The organism is Massilia eurypsychrophila (assembly GCF_002760655.1).
Lineage (GTDB): Bacteria > Pseudomonadota > Gammaproteobacteria > Burkholderiales > Burkholderiaceae_D > JAFCUW01.
Window position 1 is genome coordinate 18,719 of sequence record NZ_PDOC01000001.1, and the last position, 19,104, is coordinate 37,822.

The 19,104-nt window shown below is 62.6% G+C and carries 13 protein-coding genes and 1 pseudogene; 11 read left to right on the top strand and 3 right to left on the bottom strand.

Annotated features, from left to right (window positions below):
- Positions 1-196: 196 nt before the first annotated feature.
- From dnaA to CR105_RS00135, 5 genes are all read left to right on the top strand, one after another.
- Positions 197-1,588 (top strand): chromosomal replication initiator protein DnaA, encoded by a 1,392-nt coding sequence (gene dnaA, locus CR105_RS00115; protein WP_099786406.1) that lies wholly within the window; start codon positions 197-199, stop codon positions 1,586-1,588.
- Between the two features lie 155 nt (positions 1,589-1,743).
- Positions 1,744-2,850, top strand: a complete 1,107-nt coding sequence (dnaN, locus tag CR105_RS00120) for a DNA polymerase III subunit beta (RefSeq protein WP_099786407.1) — start codon at positions 1,744-1,746, stop codon at positions 2,848-2,850.
- Between the two features lie 157 nt (positions 2,851-3,007).
- Entirely contained in the window at positions 3,008-5,503 is a 2,496-nt protein-coding gene (gene gyrB, locus CR105_RS00125; RefSeq protein WP_099786408.1) for a DNA topoisomerase (ATP-hydrolyzing) subunit B, read from the top strand.
- 432 nt (positions 5,504-5,935) lie between these two features.
- Entirely contained in the window at positions 5,936-7,603 is a 1,668-nt protein-coding gene (locus CR105_RS00130) for a hypothetical protein (RefSeq protein ID WP_131021614.1), read from the top strand.
- Positions 7,604-7,991: 388 nt separating this feature from the next.
- Positions 7,992-8,405 (top strand): BLUF domain-containing protein, encoded by a 414-nt coding sequence (locus tag CR105_RS00135; RefSeq protein WP_099786410.1) that lies wholly within the window; start codon positions 7,992-7,994, stop codon positions 8,403-8,405.
- A gap of 172 nt (positions 8,406-8,577) precedes the next feature.
- Here CR105_RS00135 and CR105_RS00140 read toward each other — a convergent pair whose 3' ends face one another.
- Complete coding sequence (locus tag CR105_RS00140; RefSeq protein ID WP_099786411.1) at positions 8,578-8,904, bottom strand: type II toxin-antitoxin system RelE/ParE family toxin; 327 nt, start codon at positions 8,902-8,904, stop codon at positions 8,578-8,580.
- A gap of 94 nt (positions 8,905-8,998) precedes the next feature.
- Here CR105_RS00140 and CR105_RS00145 point away from each other — a divergent pair, with 94 nt between their 5' ends.
- The 5 genes from CR105_RS00145 (at position 8,999) to CR105_RS00165 (ending at position 15,649) form a co-directional block, all read left to right on the top strand.
- Positions 8,999-10,093 carry a hypothetical protein gene (locus CR105_RS00145; RefSeq protein ID WP_099786412.1) on the top strand — a complete coding sequence of 365 codons (1,095 nt, stop codon included), beginning with the start codon at positions 8,999-9,001 and terminating at the stop codon, positions 10,091-10,093.
- 81 nt (positions 10,094-10,174) lie between these two features.
- Entirely contained in the window at positions 10,175-11,419 is a 1,245-nt protein-coding gene (locus CR105_RS00150; protein WP_099786413.1) for an MksB family condensin complex protein, read from the top strand.
- A complete protein-coding gene (locus CR105_RS00155; RefSeq protein WP_099786414.1) occupies positions 11,416-12,009 on the top strand; it encodes a condensin complex protein MksE in 594 nt (197 codons plus the stop codon). The genes CR105_RS00150 and CR105_RS00155 overlap by 4 nt, the downstream gene beginning before the upstream one ends.
- Entirely contained in the window at positions 12,006-14,783 is a 2,778-nt protein-coding gene (locus tag CR105_RS00160) for an Mks condensin complex protein MksF (protein ID WP_229413514.1), read from the top strand. The genes CR105_RS00155 and CR105_RS00160 overlap by 4 nt, the downstream gene beginning before the upstream one ends.
- On the top strand, positions 14,780-15,649 hold the full coding sequence (locus CR105_RS00165; RefSeq protein ID WP_099786415.1) for a hypothetical protein: 870 nt from the start codon (positions 14,780-14,782) through the stop codon (positions 15,647-15,649). Before CR105_RS00160 ends, CR105_RS00165 begins: the two co-directional genes overlap by 4 nt.
- 23 nt (positions 15,650-15,672) lie before the next feature.
- On the opposite strand, the pseudogene CR105_RS00170 reads toward CR105_RS00165, so the two are convergent.
- Positions 15,673-15,795 (bottom strand): annotated as a pseudogene (locus CR105_RS00170) (nicotinate phosphoribosyltransferase); the annotation flags it as partial.
- Positions 15,796-15,901: 106 nt separating this feature from the next.
- Positions 15,902-17,050, bottom strand: a complete 1,149-nt coding sequence (locus CR105_RS00175; protein ID WP_099786416.1) for a DUF3616 domain-containing protein — start codon at positions 17,048-17,050, stop codon at positions 15,902-15,904.
- A 247-nt stretch (positions 17,051-17,297) separates the two neighbouring features.
- Here CR105_RS00175 and CR105_RS00185 point away from each other — a divergent pair, with 247 nt between their 5' ends.
- Positions 17,298-19,070: a TonB C-terminal domain-containing protein gene (locus tag CR105_RS00185; RefSeq protein WP_131021616.1), complete on the top strand. Its 1,773-nt coding sequence runs from the start codon at positions 17,298-17,300 to the stop codon at positions 19,068-19,070.
- Positions 19,071-19,104 lie beyond the last annotated feature (34 nt).

Genomic DNA, 19,104 nt, shown 5'->3' on the forward strand with positions numbered 1-19,104 from the left:
GCAGCATTGCGCGCCGTGCTTTTATCGTGCCTGCGGCGCTGGCAGCCGGCAACGAAAATGACCGGCGTGCCTGTGGATAACTTAGCTCTTTACGGGTAGAATAGCGTGTTACGTGTGGCGAACCCACGGCGCGACGGACGCGCAGCGGGAAGCAATCGAACCGCCCCTCGACACCTTATTTATCACAAGACGATTCATGGAAAACTTTTGGCAGTCCTGTTCCGCGCAGTTGGAACTGGAACTGACGCCGCAACAATTTAGCGCGTGGATCAAGCCGCTCGTGGCCCTCGACTACGAGGATGGCCGCCTGCGCATCGCCGCGCCGAACCGCTTCAAGCTCGACTGGGTCAAGACGCAGTTCGCCAACCGCATCACCGCGCTGGCGCACCAGTACTGGGAAGCGCCGATCGAAGTGCAGTTCGTGCTCGACCCGAAAAACAACCTGCCGAAAAAAGAGGCGCCGCGGGTGCCGGCGCCGCAGGACGGCACGCCCGGCATGGCGCGCCAGGCCAACGAAGCGGCGCCTGCGCCGGAGATGTTCAACATCGGCAATTCGCCGCGCCGCGAACAGAGCCGCATCAACACCGATTTGACGTTCGACAGTTTCGTCACCGGCAAGGCCAACCAGCTGGCGCGCGCCGCCGCCATCCAGGTGGCCAACAATCCGGGCGTGTCGTACAACCCGCTGTTCTTCTACGGCGGCGTGGGCCTGGGCAAGACCCACCTGATCCACGCGATCGGCAACCAGGTGCTGGCCGACCAGCCTGGCGCCAAGATCCGCTACATCCATGCCGAGCAATATGTGCGCGACGTGGTCACGGCGTACCAGCGCAAGGGCTTCGACGACTTCAAGCATTACTATCATTCGCTCGACATGCTGCTGATCGACGATATCCAGTTTTTTGGCGGCAAGAGCCGCACGCAGGAAGAGTTTTTCTATGCGTTCGAGGCGCTGATCGCGGCGAAGAAACAGATCATCATCACCAGCGATACGTATCCGAAAGAGATTACTGGCATGGACGACCGCCTGATCTCGCGCTTCGATTCCGGCCTGACGGTGGCGATCGAGCCGCCGGAGCTGGAGATGCGGGTGGCGATTCTGCTCAAGAAGGCCAATTCGGAAGGCGTCAATTTCTCCGACGACGTGGCGTTTTTCGTCGCCAAGCATTTGCGCTCGAACGTGCGCGAGCTCGAAGGCGCGCTGCGCAAGATCCTGGCGTACTCGCGCTTTCACGGCAAGGACATCACGATCGACGTGGTCAAGGAAGCGCTGAAGGATTTGCTGTCGGTGCAGAACCGCCAGATTTCGGTGGAAAACATCCAGAAGACGGTGGCGGACTTCTTCAACATCAAGGTTGCCGACATGTACTCGAAGCGCCGGCCAGCGAACATTGCGCGGCCGCGCCAGATTGCGATGTACCTGGCCAAGGAACTGACACAGAAGAGTTTGCCGGAAATCGGCGAGCTGTTCGGCGGGCGCGACCATACTACGGTGCTGCATGCGGTGCGCAAGATCGCGCTGGACCGCACCAAGAATGCCGAGTGCAACCATGAGTTGCACGTGCTGGAGCAGACGCTGAAGGGCTAGCGGTCAGACCCCGGGTTTTCAGTCCGGGAGCTGCCCCCTTGGCCCTTAGTATGTTGCCGCAGCAATTTCTGGCAAAATAGCAGTGTTTGAAGCAACCGGCATCAGTATCAAAATAGCAACACCAGCTTTTACGATAAACCCTACCGAGGATTACTATGCAATTGGTCAAAACCACCCGAGATACCCTTCTCCGGCCTCTGCAGATCGTGAGCGGTATTGTCGAGCGTCGGCACACTATGCCGATTCTGGCCAATATCCTCATCCGCAAGGACGGCGAAAACGTCTCGTTCCTGTCGACCGACACCGAAGTGCAGATCACCACGCACGCGGCCATCGGCTCGGGCGCCGACGTCATCGGCACCACCGTCGCGGCGCGCAAGCTGCTCGACATCTTGCGCGCGCTGCCTGAGTCGGGCGACGTCACGATGACGTTGCTGAACAAGCGCCTCACCGTGCAGACCGGCAAGTCGCGCTTCGCCTTGCAGACCTTGGCCGCCGAAGAGTTCCCGACCGTCAACGTCGCCGACACCTTCAGCGCCACCGTCACCTTGCCGCAAAAGACCTTGAAGCACCTGTTCCAGATGGTGCACTTCTCGATGGCGCAGCAAGATATCCGCTACTATCTGAACGGCCTGCTGCTGGTGCTCGACGGGCGCAACGTCATCGCCGTGGCCACCGACGGCCACCGCCTGGCGTTCTGCCAGGTCGAGACGGAGCAGGAATTTACCCGCCAGGAAGTGATCATTCCGCGCAAGACCATCATCGAACTGCAGCGCCTGCTCGAAGAAAGCGACGAGACGGTTCAGCTCGACATCGCCGCCAGCCAGGTCAAGCTGACGTTTGCCGACATCGAGCTGGTGTCGAAGCTGGTCGAGGGCAAATTCCCCGACTACACGCGGGTGATCCCGAAGGGCTACAAGAACGACTTCACGATCGGCCGCGACGAATTGCTGCGTTCGCTGCAGCGCGCCGCGATCATGACGAGCGACAAGTTCAAGGGCGTGCGCTGCATCATCACGCCGGGCAGCATGAAGATCAGCTCGACCAATGCCGACCAGGAAGAAGCGGTCGAAGAACTCGAGATCGACTACGGCGGCGATTCGGTCGACATCGGCTTCAACGTCACCTACCTGCTCGACGTGCTGAACAACTTGAAATGCGACCAGATCAACATCGCGCTGGGCGACTCGAATTCGTCGGCGCTCATTTCGATTCCGGACAACGCCGACTTCAAGTACGTCGTCATGCCAATGCGGATTTAGTAACGCATAGTTTCATTCGTCATCCTCGCGCAGCGGGGACCCATGCACAACATGCACTCGCCGCACCGCTCGCCGGTGCAGCAGCGTGGCATGGGTTCCCGCTTCGCGAGGATGAAGAAATACGCAGATTCAGTATCGTTTTTTGAGAAAGCAGTCCATGTCCGAGAACACACCACCAATCATCCCCGCAAAGGTCGAAGAGTACGGCGCCGCACAGATCCAGATTCTGGAAGGCCTGGAAGCGGTGCGCAAGCGCCCGGGCATGTACATCGGCGACACCTCGGACGGCACCGGCCTGCACCACCTGGTGTTCGAGGTGCTGGACAACTCGATCGACGAATCGCTGGCCGGGCACTGCACCGAAATCCACGTCACGATCCACTCCGATAACTCGATCTCGATCACCGACAACGGCCGCGGCGTGCCGACCGGCCTGAAGATGGACGACAAGCACGAGCCGAAGCGCTCGGCCGCCGAAATCGTCATGACCGAGCTGCACGCCGGCGGCAAGTTCGACCAGAACTCGTACAAGGTCTCCGGCGGCCTGCACGGCGTCGGCGTCTCGTGCGTCAACGGCCTGTCGAAGCTGCTCAAGCTGACCATCCGCCGCGACGGCAAAGTGCACTACATGGAGTTCGTCCGCGGCGTGCCGCAGAACCGCGAAATCGAGATGGTCAACGGCTTCGCCGTGTCCCCGATCAAGGTCATCGGCGACACCGACAAGCGCGGCACCGACGTCCACTTCTGGGCCGACGAAGAGATCTTCACGCACGTCGAATTCCACTACGAAATCCTGGCCAAGCGCATCCGCGAGCTGTCGTTCCTGAATAACGGCGTGAAGATCAAGCTGACCGACCAGCGCACCGGCAAGGAAGAGCTGTTCGCGTTCGAAGGCGGCACCCGCGGCTTCGTTGAATACATCAACACCTCCAAGACGGTGCTGCACCCGACTGTGTTCCAGGCCACCGGCGAGCGCATGTCGGACCAGCACACCAACATCACCGTGGACGTGTCGATGCAGTGGAACGACACCTACAACGAGCAGGTACTGTGCTTTACCAACAATATCCCGCAGCGCGACGGCGGCACCCACCTGACCGGCCTGCGCGCGGCGATGACGCGTGTGATCAACAAGTACATCGATGAACACGAGTACGCCAAAAAAGCGAAAGTTGAAATCACCGGCGACGACATGCGCGAAGGCCTGACCTGCGTGTTGTCCGTCAAGGTACCGGAGCCGAAGTTCAGCTCCCAGACCAAGGACAAGCTGGTATCCTCCGAAGTGCGCGGCCCGGTCGAAGAAATCGTCGCCAAGACGCTGACCGACTACCTGGCCGAAAAGCCGAACGACGCCAAGATCATCTGCGCCAAGATCGTCGAAGCTGCGCGTGCGCGCGAAGCGTCGCGCAAGGCGCGCGACCTGACGCGCCGCAAAGGCATCATGGACGGCCTGGGCCTGTCGGCCAAGCTGGCCGACTGCCAGGAAAAGGATCCGGCGCTGTGCGAACTGTACATCGTCGAGGGTGATTCGGCGGGCGGCTCGGCCAAGCAAGGGCGCGACCGCAAGTTCCAGGCGATCCTGCCGCTGCGCGGCAAGGTGCTCAACGTGGAAAAGGCGCGCTTCGAGAAGATGCTCTCGTCCGAGCAGATCACGACCCTCATCGCCACGCTCGGCACCTCGATCGGGCCGGACGAATTCAACGTCGACAAGCTGCGCTACCACCGCATCATCATCATGACCGACGCCGACGTCGACGGCGCCCACATCCGCACGCTGCTGCTCACGCTGTTCTACCGCCAGATGCCGCAGCTGGTCGAGCGCGGCCACATCTACATCGCGCAGCCGCCGCTGTACAAGGTCAAGGCCGGCCGCGACGAGCGTTACCTGAAGGACGACGTCGAAGAAGCGAGCTACATGATGACGGTGGCGCTCAACACCGCCGCCCTGATTCCGCGCGACGGCGCCGATGCCATCACCGGCGATCCGCTGGCCGAGCTGGTACGCCAGTTCAACTTGGCCAACGCCATCATGATGCGCCTGACGCGCGTGATCGACCGCGCCGCGCTGACCGCCATCATGACCGGCGTGACGCTCGACATGACGTCGGCCGACAGCGCCGACGCCTCGGCCAAGGCGCTCGAAGCTGCCATCAACGAGCGCGCCGTGAAGGTCTCGGTGCGCATCGATGAACTGAGCGAGAAGCCGTCGCTGCGCATCGAGCGCATGCATCACGGTAACGTGAAGGTCAGCTCGATCGACGCCGACTTTGCCGACGGCGCCGACTACCGCGTGCTGGAAGCGGCGGCGGCCACGTTCAAGGGCCTGATCGGCGACGGCGCCTTCATCCGCCGCGGCGAAGGCGAGCGCGTGAAGGAATCGGCGGTGCACGACTTCCACCAGGCGATGCAGTGGCTGCGCGACGAAGCCGAGCGCACCGTCTCGAAGCAGCGCTACAAGGGGCTGGGCGAGATGAACCCGGAGCAGCTGTGGGAAACGACGATGGACCCGGCCGTGCGCCGCCTGCTGAAGGTGCAGATCGAAGACGCGATTGCCGCCGACCAGATCTTCACCACGCTGATGGGCGACGACGTCGAGCCGCGCCGCGCCTTCATTGAGTCGAACGCGCTGCGCGCCGATAACATCGACGTGTAAAGCGCTGTAGCTGGACCCACATGCCGGCAAGCTGGGAAGCATAAACTGGCAGAGGGATGAATTTCCTTCTGCCACAGCACATACCCAGGCCGCCAGATGAAAAATAGCCCAAGCATGCTTGGGCTTTTTCATTTCCGCACCGCCGAGCCGCGACTTGTGCAGCACGGACCCCGACGAGGCTTGTCGTTTTCTGCAGCGGCTCGCAGCCGATCGGGTTAGCAGTTCCGCCGCCAGCTCATCGTTGGATCCTGCGGCACCAGTTCGCCGCGAAATGCCTTTGCCGGCGATGCTGCAGTGAGGCGCGCGCCGGCCTTTGAGGATAGACGGCGGTGACGGGCTGTGCTTTAATCTACAACCCCCTATCCGGCACCTCCTATTTTGCACTCCGCGATAACTCCCCTGATTCAATTCATTTTTCGGACTCTGCTTTCGTTGTTACTCATCGCGCTGATTCTGGCCGGTGGGCAGTTCCTGCTGCAACAGGGGCGGATGCTCATATCCTCGCAGGGCGAGTTAGACGCACTGACAAGTGTAAGCGCGAACATCTCAGCTTATAAACGGCAACTTATCTCTCAGCTGCAGGCCAGCGCACTCCAAGCTGAGAACGATTCACTGCATGCGATTGATGACCGCATTATCGTCGTCAGGCTGACGCTGCAGGAAAATACGACTGAGGGACGGACTTCGCTGGTTCCTTTCCCACTGGCTTCGCCAAAGGAATATGTCGGGCACCTGGTCGACAACTACAAAAGAAAGCTGGCAACGGAACTCGGGAGGCAGGAGCTAACTTACCTCCAGAAACTACGTGCCTATCTCATTGCTGCGGCTGGTCGGGCGGCGGCCGACCGCGAACTGGCACGACTTGCGATCGCTAGTAATCTAGCCAGGACCACATTGCTGCAGCTTCGAGCTGCCAGAGACAAGCTCAACACAGTTGATGCCTTCCGCATGGAACACTCGCTGATTTTGGACAAGAAATTACGGCTACTACAAAAGCAACTAAGGGACGCCGATTCCACATACACAACGGCGCGAACGGCTTACGACGGCCAGGCGAAGGCCGTCGCGCAATTCGGTGCTATCGATCAACGTCCGAGAATCTCATTGGATCAGGCTGCAATCGAACGTGTCACCCAAGACATGGTCGAGCGTTTGGATCAGAACCGCGCCGCAGTCACTGGTAACTTGGTCGCGCGATTTGCCGGTCCGGTGGTTGCAGTGATGCCCATGGCTTTCATGGTGCTGCTTTTATCGTTCGCCGGGCATTTCATGGTGAAGGCGTTTTTCTATTACTTCCTCGCACCCCTTGCGGCGCGTTGCAGACCCATTCAGCTTGAAGCGCCACCCCATCCTCATCGGACGACGCGTCAGGGCGTGATCGGCGATAGCGCGCGTCCTGGCGTTTCATCGGTGTCCCTCGATGTGCGCCTCGGACCGGACGAAGAACTGCTGATCCTGCCCGAATTTCTCCAGAGCTCGCCGACCAGCTCTGTGAAGGACACGAAATTCCTGCTCGACCGTTCCTGTATTTGGACCAGCTTGGTCTCCGGTATGTATATGCTGACCCGTGTTCGGGCGAAGAGCGGTGATGATCGAATCGTGATCTCCTCCGACGCCGATCCGATGAGCGAAATCGCCTTGGTGACCATTCCCTCGGGTTCATCAATGGTGTTCCAGCCTCGCGGCATGGTGGGCGTCATTTACCAGTCATCGGAACCGCTGAAAATAGCGCGCCGCTGGCGCATTTTCAGCGCGCATGCCTGGCTTACTCTGCAGCTGCGTTACCTGATCTTTCGTGGTCCGGTGACATTGATTGTACGAGGGTCGCGCGGCGTGCGCGTTGAGCCGGCAGGGCAGGCACGGACGATAAGCCAATACGCGACCTTGGGTTTTTCTTCCCACCTGGAATACGCAACCGTTCGCAGCGAAACCTTCTGGCCCTATTTTCAAAACAGGGCCGCGCTACTGCAAGACAAATTTGACGGCGAGAATGGCTACTACGTCTATGACGAAACGCCTCGGTTTGGAAAAAGCGGAGGCTTCTTCACCCGATGCCTCGAGGGCATCACGGATACCGTACTGAGAGTGTTTGGTATTTGAGTGCAGACTGAAACGACAGACTGTTGGCGCGGACGCCAAATTGACCCATAGCGCCGATTGTTTCTGACCTTGGCTTTGCCGCCGGGAGCCTTATAGCGCCTGCGCCTGCGCGAATAAGACTGGGTCAACGAATTTCGACCGGCTTGGGCCGCGCGACGACGCCAAAGGCACCGAAGCAGCGCCACATCGTCGTGCGCCATCGCCTCCGGATGGCAATTTGGCGTCGGCGCTAACACGAGTTGCCACAAACACCATTGTCGCTCGTCGACGCAATTGTCAAATGTTTCTTTGCATCATGTCTTGCCTTGCTGTACTATTTGTCCAGGACAACATCACGACAACCTGACTCCTATCAAATCAGTTTTCACGCAAAAATGAGGATGATGCAATGCCAATTAATCAACTTGTGTACATAAGCCAAGCAGTCCGTAAGATGTCTCCAGCCGATCTTTCCGCGATCCAAGAAAAGGCAAAGACCAACAATGGACCACTCGACGTAACCGGTAGCTTGTTTTACAACGGCGGTTGGTTCTTGCAAGTATTGGAAGGTCCAGCGTCGACTCTCGACAAGCTCTACAAGAAAATCGAACTCGATCCGCGGCACAAAAATTCGCGGATACTCTACAACGAGCCGGCAAACTTCCGGACGTTTCCGCGGTGGAGCATGAATATGACTAACTTGAACGATCGACAAGCCGATAAGTACGATGAACTTGTTGAAGTCCTCGAGGCGGCCCAAACAAACCGAAGGATCGGATCTGCCTCCCCGGCAGTGGCGTTACTGAAGATTTTCGCCAACTGATACCATGACCTCTGCTGAGACCCCACTCCGGCTCTCACCGTCGCCCTTTCAGGCACAAGGCGGAGTGTCCCCAGGTAAGGGCCGCACTCCTTCATCACACAACCGCTGCATCTACGCAGCCTCTCCTTGACCACAAGAACTTCGCGGATCGACTTCCAGCCCATCACAGCCCCTATACGCTAAACAGCCGCCGCATTAACTGGGCTCGGAAGTCTCGTTTGGTATGAATGAACATGTGGACCAAAACTTCCTTGTCGTCGTATTCGTAGACTATTCTGGTCTGCCTCACCAGGCTTGTTCTGAAGTTCCCTTGTCCTAACTCCTTCAGCTCCTCGGCTTCTTTGCCAGCTTCGGCGTTCAAAGCAATGCTGTCGATCGTGGCCTTCAATTCCTGATTGACCTCGTTCCAGACTGCGTCGCCGAAATGAGACTTCACATGTGTCCTGATTTCTCGGAAGTCGGCCTTGGCGACGTTCAGAATGATGACTTGTCGGATCATTCCTCTTTGTCCATTTCATCAAAGAAGGACCGCGCATCGGTGTAGTTTCGCTCCCCGCAACGAATGGGAGCAATCGATCGGTCCGATCAAGGCGATGGCCTGGCCGCTGCTGATGCAAGCCGGTGGGCTGGCGCAGCCAACCGGCACCAAGCTGGGCCTGACGGCGGCCGGCCTGAAGGCGGTGCATGCCGCGCCAGCCGACGTCGTGCGTGACATCTGGCGCACATGGCTGACATCCACGCTGTTCGATGAATTCAGCCGCATCGATGAGATCAAGGGACAAAAGGGCAAGGGCCGCATGAGCGCGACCGCGCCACGCCGCGCCATCGTCGGCGCTGCGTTGCGGGGCTGCCCGGTCGACACCTGGATCAGCGTCGACGAGTGGTCACGCCATATGCGCGCAGAAGGCATTCCCCTCAAGATCAGCGACGACATCTGGAATCTCTACGTCTGCGACCCGAACTATGGCCCCCTGGCCTACGCCGGCGCCTACAGCTGGGACGCATTGCAGCTGCGCTACCTGCTGTGTGTGCTGTTCGAATATTGCGCCACGCTCGGCATGATCGACGTTGCCTACCGCACCCCGCGCAACGCCCGCGGTTGTGGCCACTTGTGGGGCACCGAGGACATGACTTTCTTGTCGCGTTACGACGGCCTGATGTATTTCCGCCTGACCCCGCTCGGCGCGTATTGCCTGGGGGCCAGCGCCAGCTATACGCCGGTGGCCGCGGCAGCGAGCTGCACGCTGGCGGTGCAGGCGAGCCTGCAAATCAAGGTTACGCAGGGCGCCTTGTCGGCCGACGACCGCCTCATGCTCGACAACTGGGCGCTCGAACAGGACGCCCTCAACTGGCGCCTCGACCGCGAGACAGCCATCGCGGCGATCGAACGCGGTCACGACGTGGCGCAGCTCGCCGCCTTCCTGCGAGCGCGCGACAGCCAGCCGCTGCCGGCGCAGGTGGAAGCTTTCATGCGCACCTGCGACAAGCGCGGCAAGGCGATGAAAGTGCTGGCGCCAAGCTTGCTGATCGAATGCGTCGACGCCGACACCGCCGACCTGCTCGCCGCGCACAAGGACACCGCCCGCCTGTGCATGCGCGCCGGCCAGCGCCACCTCGTCGTCCGCCTCGATCAGGAAGCGAAATTTCGCACGGCGGCGCGTCTGCTGGGCTACGGCATCCTGGCATAGGCGCGGCCAGCGCAACTGCCGTATACTGCGCACAGTCGCCCCACCCTCTCCGTCAGCCCGACGATCAACCCGAGCACATAATTGGCTACTCCCAAATCGCTGGTGTCCGCTCTGTACGACCACTGGGACACCGTCGAGTGGCTGGCCCAACTGTCGCGCGAGATGCCGAGCTTTGAAGCGGAGCACGTGCTGGCGGTCGTCGCGCGCCTGGCGCCCGCCGCCTCGCCCGACCAGCAGCAGCAGACGCTGCGCCATCTGGTCAATGCCGACATCCTCCAGGCCCAGCCGCGCGGCCAGTCGTACCAGCTCAACACCTATGTGCTCGAATTCGTCCGCGGGCTGACGCGCGAGCACGAGCTTGGCTTGTCGGCGGTGCTCGGTTCGCGCATCAACGCCATCACCGACGCCACCCGCAAGCTCAACGAAGGCGTGCAGGGACGCGACATGGACTTGCTGCGCCAGTCGGCCAACAAGTTGTCCGAGCTGTTCCGCCAGATCAGCCAGCAGCTCGACGGCGACCGCCACGCGATCCTCGAGCTGGCCGAGCGCGCCAAGGCGCAGCAGACCGACATGCCGATCGCGCGCCGCTACCGCGAAGTGCTCGACGCCTACGACAACTACGTCGCGCCGATGGCGGCGATGATGGACAGCGGCCCCGGCGGCACCTTCTACCGTCACCTCGAACAGGCCGAGCATGCGCTCGACAACGCCGTCGATGTGCTGACGGTGCAAGGCGCGCTGTACACCCAGCGGCTGGCGTTGCGCCATGTCGCTTACCAGGCCAAGGAATTGCGCCGGCTCGGCCGCGAGGTGCTCAAGCACTGCAGCGATACGCTGTTGCCGCTGCGCGAGGAAGTGCGCCAGCACAACGTGCTGTCGGCGGCCATCAGCGCATTGCTCGGCCGGGTGCGCAAGCGTGGCCTGAACCGCAGCTTGCCGGTGTCCGACCTTCCCTTGTGGCGGCGCGAGATGTCGCGCAGCGTATCGGTCGGCGCCGAGGTGCTGACCATCATGAGCGAAGCGCGCGCCTACGCGCCCGTGCTGGTGGGCTTCCCCGAAGAGCGCGCGGCCGGCGCCATGCCGGCGCTCGATCTGGTCGACGAGCAAGCCCTGACGGCCAACCTGCGCGCCGCCATGCCGGTCGCCAACCTGCTCGACTGGCTGCGCGCCCATTACCCGCACCTGAACGACGCCACCTTGCTGCGCCTGTACCACGAACTGATCGCGCGCAATGACTGGCAGGCCGTCCAGAGCGGCGTCGCCAGCAGCGTTCCCCTCAACACCGTGCGGGTCACCCTGTATCCGCACGCCATCGAAGCCGCATGAATCCTAACTCGCCCCCTGCTCCGATCGCCCTCGACAAGCTGACCCGCCTCAAGGATCTGTTCGCCATGCTCAACGCCGGACGCCACGTCAACCGCCTGGCCGAGCCGGTCCTGTGGGCCGAACTCGAGCGCGAGGCAGCCCAGTACGAACGGGTGTTCGGCGCGCTCGGCTACGAACTGCGCATCGACGGCCGCGGCTACGCCTGGTTCCAGACCGCCGAAGCGAGCGGCACCGTATCGAAGGCGACGCGCCAGCTGGCGCTGTTGTTCATGCTCATTTTCGAACAGCAGGCCGATGCCGGCCAGCACCTCGGCCGTTTCGTCGAGTGGCGCATCGACCGCCCATTGCTCGCGGCGCTGCTCGACAAGAATCGCGCGCTGCTCGACGCCGAGGGCCTCGCCGAGCTCGACGCATTGCAGCAATTGCTCGACACGGCGGTGCGCTACGGCTTTGCCGACGCCGCCAACGGCGCCTGGCGCCTGCTGCCGGCGGTGTTTCGCTATCTCGACCGGTTCGAAGAACTGGCCGGCAACGCCGATCTCGCCGGCGAATCGATCGCGCTGGCCGCGCCGCAAGGGGAAGCGCCATGATGCAATACGGCTTCCAGCGCCTGGTCATGCTCGGCAGCGCCGGCTATCAACGCGCCGAACTGCCGCTCGACGCGGCCGTGTCGCTGATCGCGCCGAACAACACCGGCAAGACCAGCCTGATCAACGCGCTGCAATTTTTGCTCATCGTCGACAAGCGGCGCATGGATTTCGGCGCCCACGACATCGAAAAGAGCCGCCGCTTCTATTTCCCCAACAACAGCGCCTACATCCTGCTGGAAGTGGCCCTGCCGACCACTGGCACGGTCGTGCTCGGCTGCGTGGGCAAGGGAGTCAGCCACGATTACGACTACTTCGCCTACAAGGGCCAGCTCGACATGGAGGACTTTCGGCTGCCCAACGGCAGCGTCGTGACCCAGCCGCAGCTGAAAGCGCACCTGGCCACCCGCAACAAACTGGTGTTCAGCTATTCGTCCGGCGAATTCTCCGACGCCATCTACGGCAGCCGCAAGAAGCGCCAGGACCACGAGCCGGACTTCACCATCTTCAAGCTCGAGCATGCCAGCCTGGCCGAGGCATTCCAGCGCGTGCTCACGCGCACCTTGCGGCTCGACCGGCTGCGTTCGGGCGAGGTCAAGGATTACCTGTTGAGCATCTTCCGGCGCGACCTGCCCGACGCCAACATCGATTTCAAGGCCGAGTGGGACAAGGCGTTTGCCGACGTCAATGCCGACCGCGCGCAGTACCAGGCAGCGCTGGCGCACCAGGGCGACATCGCCGCGCTGGAGCGCGATGCCGGCGAGCGGCTCGTCCTGCGCGGCAAGCTGGTCCACAACCGGCCGCTGATCGACGCCGCGCTGGCCGACTGGGACCGCCACGTCGCAGACAGTGAAGCGCGCCTGCAGGAAAGCATCGCCGGCTGCGCGCGCGAACAGCAGCGCCTGCGCGCGCGCGAACTGGAACTGACCGAGCAACGCTTGCTGAAGCGCCAGCGCCGGCAGGAATTGCAACAGGTCGCCGCCCGGCACGCCGAACTGGCGCAGCAGTTCGCCTTGCTGCCCGAGCGCCGCACGCTCGAAGCGCGCCACGCCGAAGCGCGCCAGGCGCTCGAGTCGCAGATCGCGCTGGTGCAACAGGCCAGCACGCGCAGCGTGGACGCGATCGAGCGCGAGCGCCGCAGCGCCGAGCAGGAACGGGCCGGCTTGCAGCGCGAACAGGCGAGCCTGGCCGACAACCTGTACCTGCGCCTGCAGGCAACCGTCAGCGCCGACCAGCTCGCCGCGCTCAACGTGCTGCTGGCGCGCCAGGTCATGACCTTGGGGGCGGACCAGTTCGCGATCGATGCGCAGCAAATGCCCGCCTTGCGCGCCGGGCTCGACCGCCTGATCGACGGCGGCCGCATCGCCCTGCCCGGCATCGCCCTGGCGCTCGGCACGCTCGACGCGCAGCACAGCCAGCGCACGCCCGCCGACATCGCCTTGCGCATCGGCGAACTCGATCAGCAGATCGACGACCTGCTACGGCAGGGCGAGGCGGCGCGCGCGCTGGACGCCGCCCGCGCCCGCAAGCAGCAGTTCGAGCAAGCGGTTCGGCAAATCGAACGCGAGCTCGACCTGTTCGACGAACTGGGCGCACTGACGCTGTCGGCGGCGCAGCGCGCAGCGCAGCTGGCCGAGGTGTCGGCGGACATCGACGCGATCGAGGCCGAACAGGCACAGGCGAACAACGCCGTCCAGCACCAGCGCGAGCTGGAAGCGCAGAGCCTGCGTCAGCTCGCCAGCCTGCGCACCGCCCATAAGGAAATCGTCCAACGGCGCGAGCGCCGCGGCGACACTGCATCGGTGTTTTCCTACCTGGCCGAGCTGCCGCAGCAAGCATGGACCGGCGCGCCGGGATTCGCCCTCGAGCAACTGCCCGAGCAGTTGGAAAGCTACAGCAACGATTGTCGCCGGCTGCTGCAGCTTAACGACCAGTTGCCGCACCAGGTCGCCCAACTGCACGCCGGCGGCCTGACCAAGTTCAGTTACATGGGTGGCGAGGAGCTGGAAATCGACCGCATGATCGCCTTCGCCGCCCACCTGCCGCAAGAGGCCGAAGCGCTCGAGCGCAAGGCGCGCAGCGCTGTGGTCAACGTCACCGCGTGCCTGCGCGAACTGCGCGACGGCTTGCTCACCTTCAAGAGCCGCATGCGCGACTTCAACCGCCTCATCAGCCGGCGCCAGCTGTCCGACCTGGCCGTCTTCAAGATCGAACCGGTTGACGAACTGGTGCTGGTCGACGCCATCGAACTGTTGATCGGCAAGGCCGAGCAGGTCGACGACGGCGAATCGTTCTCCCTGTTCAATCACGCCAGCGTGCTCGACGACGACGCCCTGAACCGCGCCAAGCAGGTGCTGATCGGCGAGGGCGAAGCGCGCGGCTGCCTGCGCGTGGAACACCTGTTCCGCCTCGAGTTCATTGTCGGCAAGGCCGGCCGCGCCACCGAATCGTTTACCGACATCGACAGCGCCGCCTCGAACGGCACCGTGCTCATGGCCAAGCTGATCACCGGGCTGGCGCTGCTGCACCTGATGCAGGACAAGCGCCACCGCGTGCAGGCGGTGTGTTACCTCGACGAGGCGTCGGCGCTCGACCAGAAAAACCAGCGCAGCCTGATCGAAACAGCCGACGACTTCGGCTTCGCGCTGATCTTCGCCTCGCCGGCGCCGCTGGTGACGGCCCGCTATTGCGTGCCGATCAGCAGCCAGGACGGGTACAACCACATCAGCCGCCAGCACTGGCAATTGCTCGAGCCGCTGGGCGAGCCGGCACCATGAGCCGCGCGCTGGCCGACGCGCTCGACAAGCTGCTGAACGTTGCGGCGCCGTGCGCGGCGAGCCTGTTCACGGTGGCGCAGCGCCGCGAGCTGGACCGCTTTGCGCGCCAAACCGGCACCGTGCGCCTGATCACGCAAGGGCGCGGCGCCAGCTACCTGGTGACCGACGCGGCGCTGGCGCGCGTGCACCTGACCGCGCTGCGGCCGACGGCGATCGCCGCGCTCGACGCCAGCTTGCCGGCGCGCGCCAACAACATCGCCAGGATGCGCGACAGCAAAGGGCGCGGCCACACCCACCGCGCCGGCTACCTGCTGCTGAAAGCAATCGGGCCGGGCGTGACGTGGCAGCGCGGCGACGGCGCCATTGCCGACATTTCGGCCGGCACGTCGCTATGCGGCGCCGCCGCCATCGCCATCGAGGTGGAGGACGGCTGGCACAGCGACGCGCCCATCTGGCTGGTGGAAAACCAGGCCTTGTTCGATCGCCTGGACTGGCTGCCGGCCGATGCGCATGGCTCGATCGTGTACTACGGCGGGCAGTTGAGCCGGCTGCTGCTGGAATGGACGGCGCAGCGCGCGCGCGGCGAGCGCTTCGTGTTCTTTCCCGACTACGACGGTGTCGGCTTGCTCAACTACGCGCGCTTGCGCGAGAAGTCGCTGGCGCCGGTGGAATTCTGGCTCATGCCGGACTGGGCGGATCGCCTGCGGCAATACGGCAGCAACCGGGTGTGGCAAAACACGCACAAGGATTACGCCGCCGCCATTGCCCGGCTCGCTACCCTCGGCATGCCGCCCGCCGTGGAGGCGCTGTGCCAGGCGATGTCCGGGCAAGGCCTGGCGCTGGAGCATGAAGCGGTGTGGTTGTGATCGCGTGCTGCCCGGTTTGTGTGTCAGATTGAGGGCAGGCTGAACACCTGCCTCAGGTACGCCAGGTACGTCGTTTCCGTCGACACCGTCTTGCCAGGCGAATCCGACAGCTTGGCCACCGGCTGCCCATTACAGCGCATCAGTTTCCAAGCAGGCTTCGTACGATGGGTTGCATGGTTCATGTCCGCAAGGACTGGCGCTAGGCGTTCACCTTAACCGAATTTTCTGGGCGCGAGGCCGCCGGAGGAGGGATCAGACGCCTCCGCGCTTCTTGCGCACTGGCAGCGAGAAAACGTCAGCCAAGACTGTGCTGTCACCGATCTGCCGGGCAGGCGAAGCTGCATCGTATACCACCAACAATTCATCACCGGCGCCGGCCTTATCGCAGAACAGCGAGATTCCTTCAGGATGGTCGACGCCCTGACCGTAAGGCAGTACCAAGACCCGTTCCAGACAGTCTGAAGGCACGACCGTATCTTTGGTCGGTGTGGCGCCACCCACCCAGCGATAAATATACACCGGGCCATCCAGATCCATCGTCGGGCCGGCAAGGATCAGTATGTCCTCACCTTGCACGCACAGGTCACGAACGCCAAGCCCATCCAAATTCAAGAAATGCTTGCGCATCATCTTGCCGTCATCGCTCACCGGCGCCAGCCGCATCCAGCCGGGTTCTGTATCGTCGACCAGCGCCACTTCAATAATTGCCGCCCATCCCCGCAAGACCGGACCACGCAGTCCCAGAAGTAAATGCTTTCCCACGACAGCGATACCTTCGATGTCAAAGCCGTTGTCCTTGCCTGGGATTGACAAGAAAGGACCAAAATGCTCGTCAGCCCGAAGGAGCGCCGTCAAGTCGTTACCGTGTTCGTCTGTGCGAAGCATTGCTGCTGTCCGCATCTTGGCTTTCTTTCCTTCTTCCTTTACGAGGGTGTATTCGCCATCCTGCTCGATGACGGGAATGCGCGCTAACAGATATCGATTGCCGTCCGCGCTAACGGAGCATAGCCGCTTGTGTGCCTTTTTCACGCCGTCGTCCGGTCGGGGCTGTTTACGTTTAAGGCTATGCGAGCCGGTTAGCCACAGGTAATTGCCGTCGAAGGCCAAGCCCTCAATATCGGCCTCGTTGATTTCATCCGGCGTAGCGCCGTGGGGCGGTAGCGGCAGCGGCAAAAAGTCGTGCAAGGCGAACTGCTTGTGCCCATGCGTTGAACTGCTTCGACCGGTGCTGTCCTTGTCCATCAGGGTCAAGCGTTCGAGGCTGACGGTCTCATCGTTTGCAAGCCACAGGTTGCGGCCCATTTGCAAGACTACGGAAAGGCCGTCGCGCAGTTCCTTGTTTGGCGCGAGGTTATCGTGCTCCTGATGAAATTCGAGCAAGACAATGTTTGTTGGATGCATGTGTTCTCCCGGGTTTTACGTAGAGCATACCGCGACCGCTCGCCGGCGTGTGCTAGATGAAAATACGCGAACGAGTGACCGGGGAGCAGGCCCCGGCCCAAGGAAAACGCTGACTGCCGATCAGACCGCTGTATGATCTTAGAATAGTGATAATCGTAAACATGGCCAAACGGCAGACCCGATGGATTGGCAGATGTTGGTAGATATGTAGTCGCACAGAAATCGGACCAGCAGCCTGCACGCACACATGACTTTTCTAACTTATCAGCCACCGATTCACTCGTTCGTCCCATCGTTCCTTCAGCGGGTTCCCTTGCGGTTCAACGCTGCGCTGGTCGTCTCCTTGCTGGTTCACGCGCTGCTGTTGAGCGTCGTTATCGGCGGCCAGTCGTTCGGGATGCCGGGTCTGAACTTACCGTGGAAAGAACGGCGCCTGACGGCAAATGACTTGCAAATTCGCCTGGCAGCGACGCAGCCCATTGTGACGCCATCGGCGCCAACGGATACTGCGCCGGCAACGATGGCCACGCCGGCGACCGCGGCAGTGACCCCGCCCGTAGCCGCGAGCAGTCTGCCGGCATTGCCCGAGCCAACACCTGTCGCCAGCCAGAGCGACGTGATCGCGTTGACGCCGGCAACGATAACCGCGCCGCCCGCGGAACCGGCAATCACGGCGCCGAAACGCACCAGCGTGATCGTGCCCACTGCGCCAGAAACGCCGCCGGCGAAAGCAGTCACAGCCGCACCTGCGCCAACCCTGCCAACCCAGGTCATCGAAATGCCCGCAGCCAGCGACAAGGAAGCCGCGGCACGCAAGCAGATCGACCAGGAGACACAGGCGCGCGCGCTCGATCAGACCAGGATCGAGCAGGAGAAGCAGACCGCGGAGCGGGCACGACAGACGGCACTAGCTGCCGCCACGCAGCGGGAAGCGGCACGGCAGGAACAGCTACGGCAAGACACCGCACGCGCCGAGCAAACCGCCAGAAGCGAAGCGGCGCGAGTTGAGAGCGAGCGCCAGGAGCTGGGCCGGCAAGCGGCTCTGCGTCAGGAGGCACTACGACAGGAGCGGGCAAAGCAGGACGAAAAGACTCAGCAGGCAGCCGCCGCGCGACAGGAACTGGAACGCGCTGACACCGCACGGCATGAAGCCAGTCAGAAAGAAGCCGCACGACAAGAACAGGCAAAGCTGGCTCAGCTAGAAGCGGCTCGGCAGACCCAGCTGGAAACCGCGCGACAAGACACCATCAAACAAGAAGCGGCTCGGCGCGACGCAGCAAAGCAGGCGGCGACACGGCAAGAGGCCATTGCGCAGGAAGCGGCGCGCCAGGACGCAGCGAAACAAGAAGCAGCGCGACAGGAGCGCACACGACAAGACGCAATAGCTCAGGCAACGGCGCGGCAGGAAGCGTCAAAACAGGAAGCTGCGCGACAAGAGCGGGCACGGCAAGACACGGTCGCGCAGGAGGCGGCGCGCCAAGACGCAGCTAAGCAAGAAGCAGCGCGACAAGAGCGGGCGCGCCAGGACTTGGCCCAGCGCGAACGGACCGAGCAGGAAGCAAGCCGCGCGGAGCGGCTGCGGGCGATCGGCAAGCAGCTCAACGCGGAATCGGCCCAGCGCAACGCCGCGGCGGATCCCACGCGCTCGCTGCTGCCGACGATAAGCGGCCTGCGCCGCGGATGGCTGCTGGGGCGCGCCGATCCGAACAACGATCTGGTCCTGTACGCCGAAGCGATGAGCCGCAAGATCGAGCTCAATCAGACATTCGACATCGTGCGCGACGTTGTGAAACAGCCGCACGCGCGGCCGATGGTGACGGTGGCCGTGCGCGCCGACGGTTCTGTCGAGAAAGTGACGTTCGACGTGTCGAGCGGGGTGCCCGCCATCGACGCGGCGATTCGGAGGGTGGTGGCCAGCCAGGCGCCCTATCCTGCCTTCACGCCAGCCATTTCTCGCCATTACGACGTGATCGAAATCCGCCGCACCTGGGCATTCGACACCGCCATCCGCCTTCAGTGACGTCGTAGTCCGTGAGCGCAGGCGCGGGACTTTC

What these genes read in the sequence shown, in the direction of transcription:
- dnaA (WP_099786406.1), top strand. Translation starts at nt 197, where the DNA reads ATGGAAAACTTTTGGCAGTCCTGTTCCGCGCAGTTGGAACTGGAACTG.
- dnaN (WP_099786407.1), top strand. Translation starts at nt 1,744, where the DNA reads ATGCAATTGGTCAAAACCACCCGAGATACCCTTCTCCGGCCTCTGCAG.
- gyrB (WP_099786408.1), top strand. Translation starts at nt 3,008, where the DNA reads ATGTCCGAGAACACACCACCAATCATCCCCGCAAAGGTCGAAGAGTAC.
- CR105_RS00135 (WP_099786410.1), top strand. Translation starts at nt 7,992, where the DNA reads ATGCCAATTAATCAACTTGTGTACATAAGCCAAGCAGTCCGTAAGATG.
- CR105_RS00140 (WP_099786411.1), bottom strand. Translation starts at nt 8,904, where the DNA reads ATGATCCGACAAGTCATCATTCTGAACGTCGCCAAGGCCGACTTCCGA.
- CR105_RS00145 (WP_099786412.1), top strand. Translation starts at nt 8,999, where the DNA reads ATGGCCTGGCCGCTGCTGATGCAAGCCGGTGGGCTGGCGCAGCCAACC.
- CR105_RS00155 (WP_099786414.1), top strand. Translation starts at nt 11,416, where the DNA reads ATGAATCCTAACTCGCCCCCTGCTCCGATCGCCCTCGACAAGCTGACC.
- CR105_RS00160 (WP_229413514.1), top strand. Translation starts at nt 12,006, where the DNA reads ATGATGCAATACGGCTTCCAGCGCCTGGTCATGCTCGGCAGCGCCGGC.
- CR105_RS00165 (WP_099786415.1), top strand. Translation starts at nt 14,780, where the DNA reads ATGAGCCGCGCGCTGGCCGACGCGCTCGACAAGCTGCTGAACGTTGCG.
- CR105_RS00175 (WP_099786416.1), bottom strand. Translation starts at nt 17,050, where the DNA reads ATGCATCCAACAAACATTGTCTTGCTCGAATTTCATCAGGAGCACGAT.
- CR105_RS00185 (WP_131021616.1), top strand. Translation starts at nt 17,298, where the DNA reads ATGACTTTTCTAACTTATCAGCCACCGATTCACTCGTTCGTCCCATCG.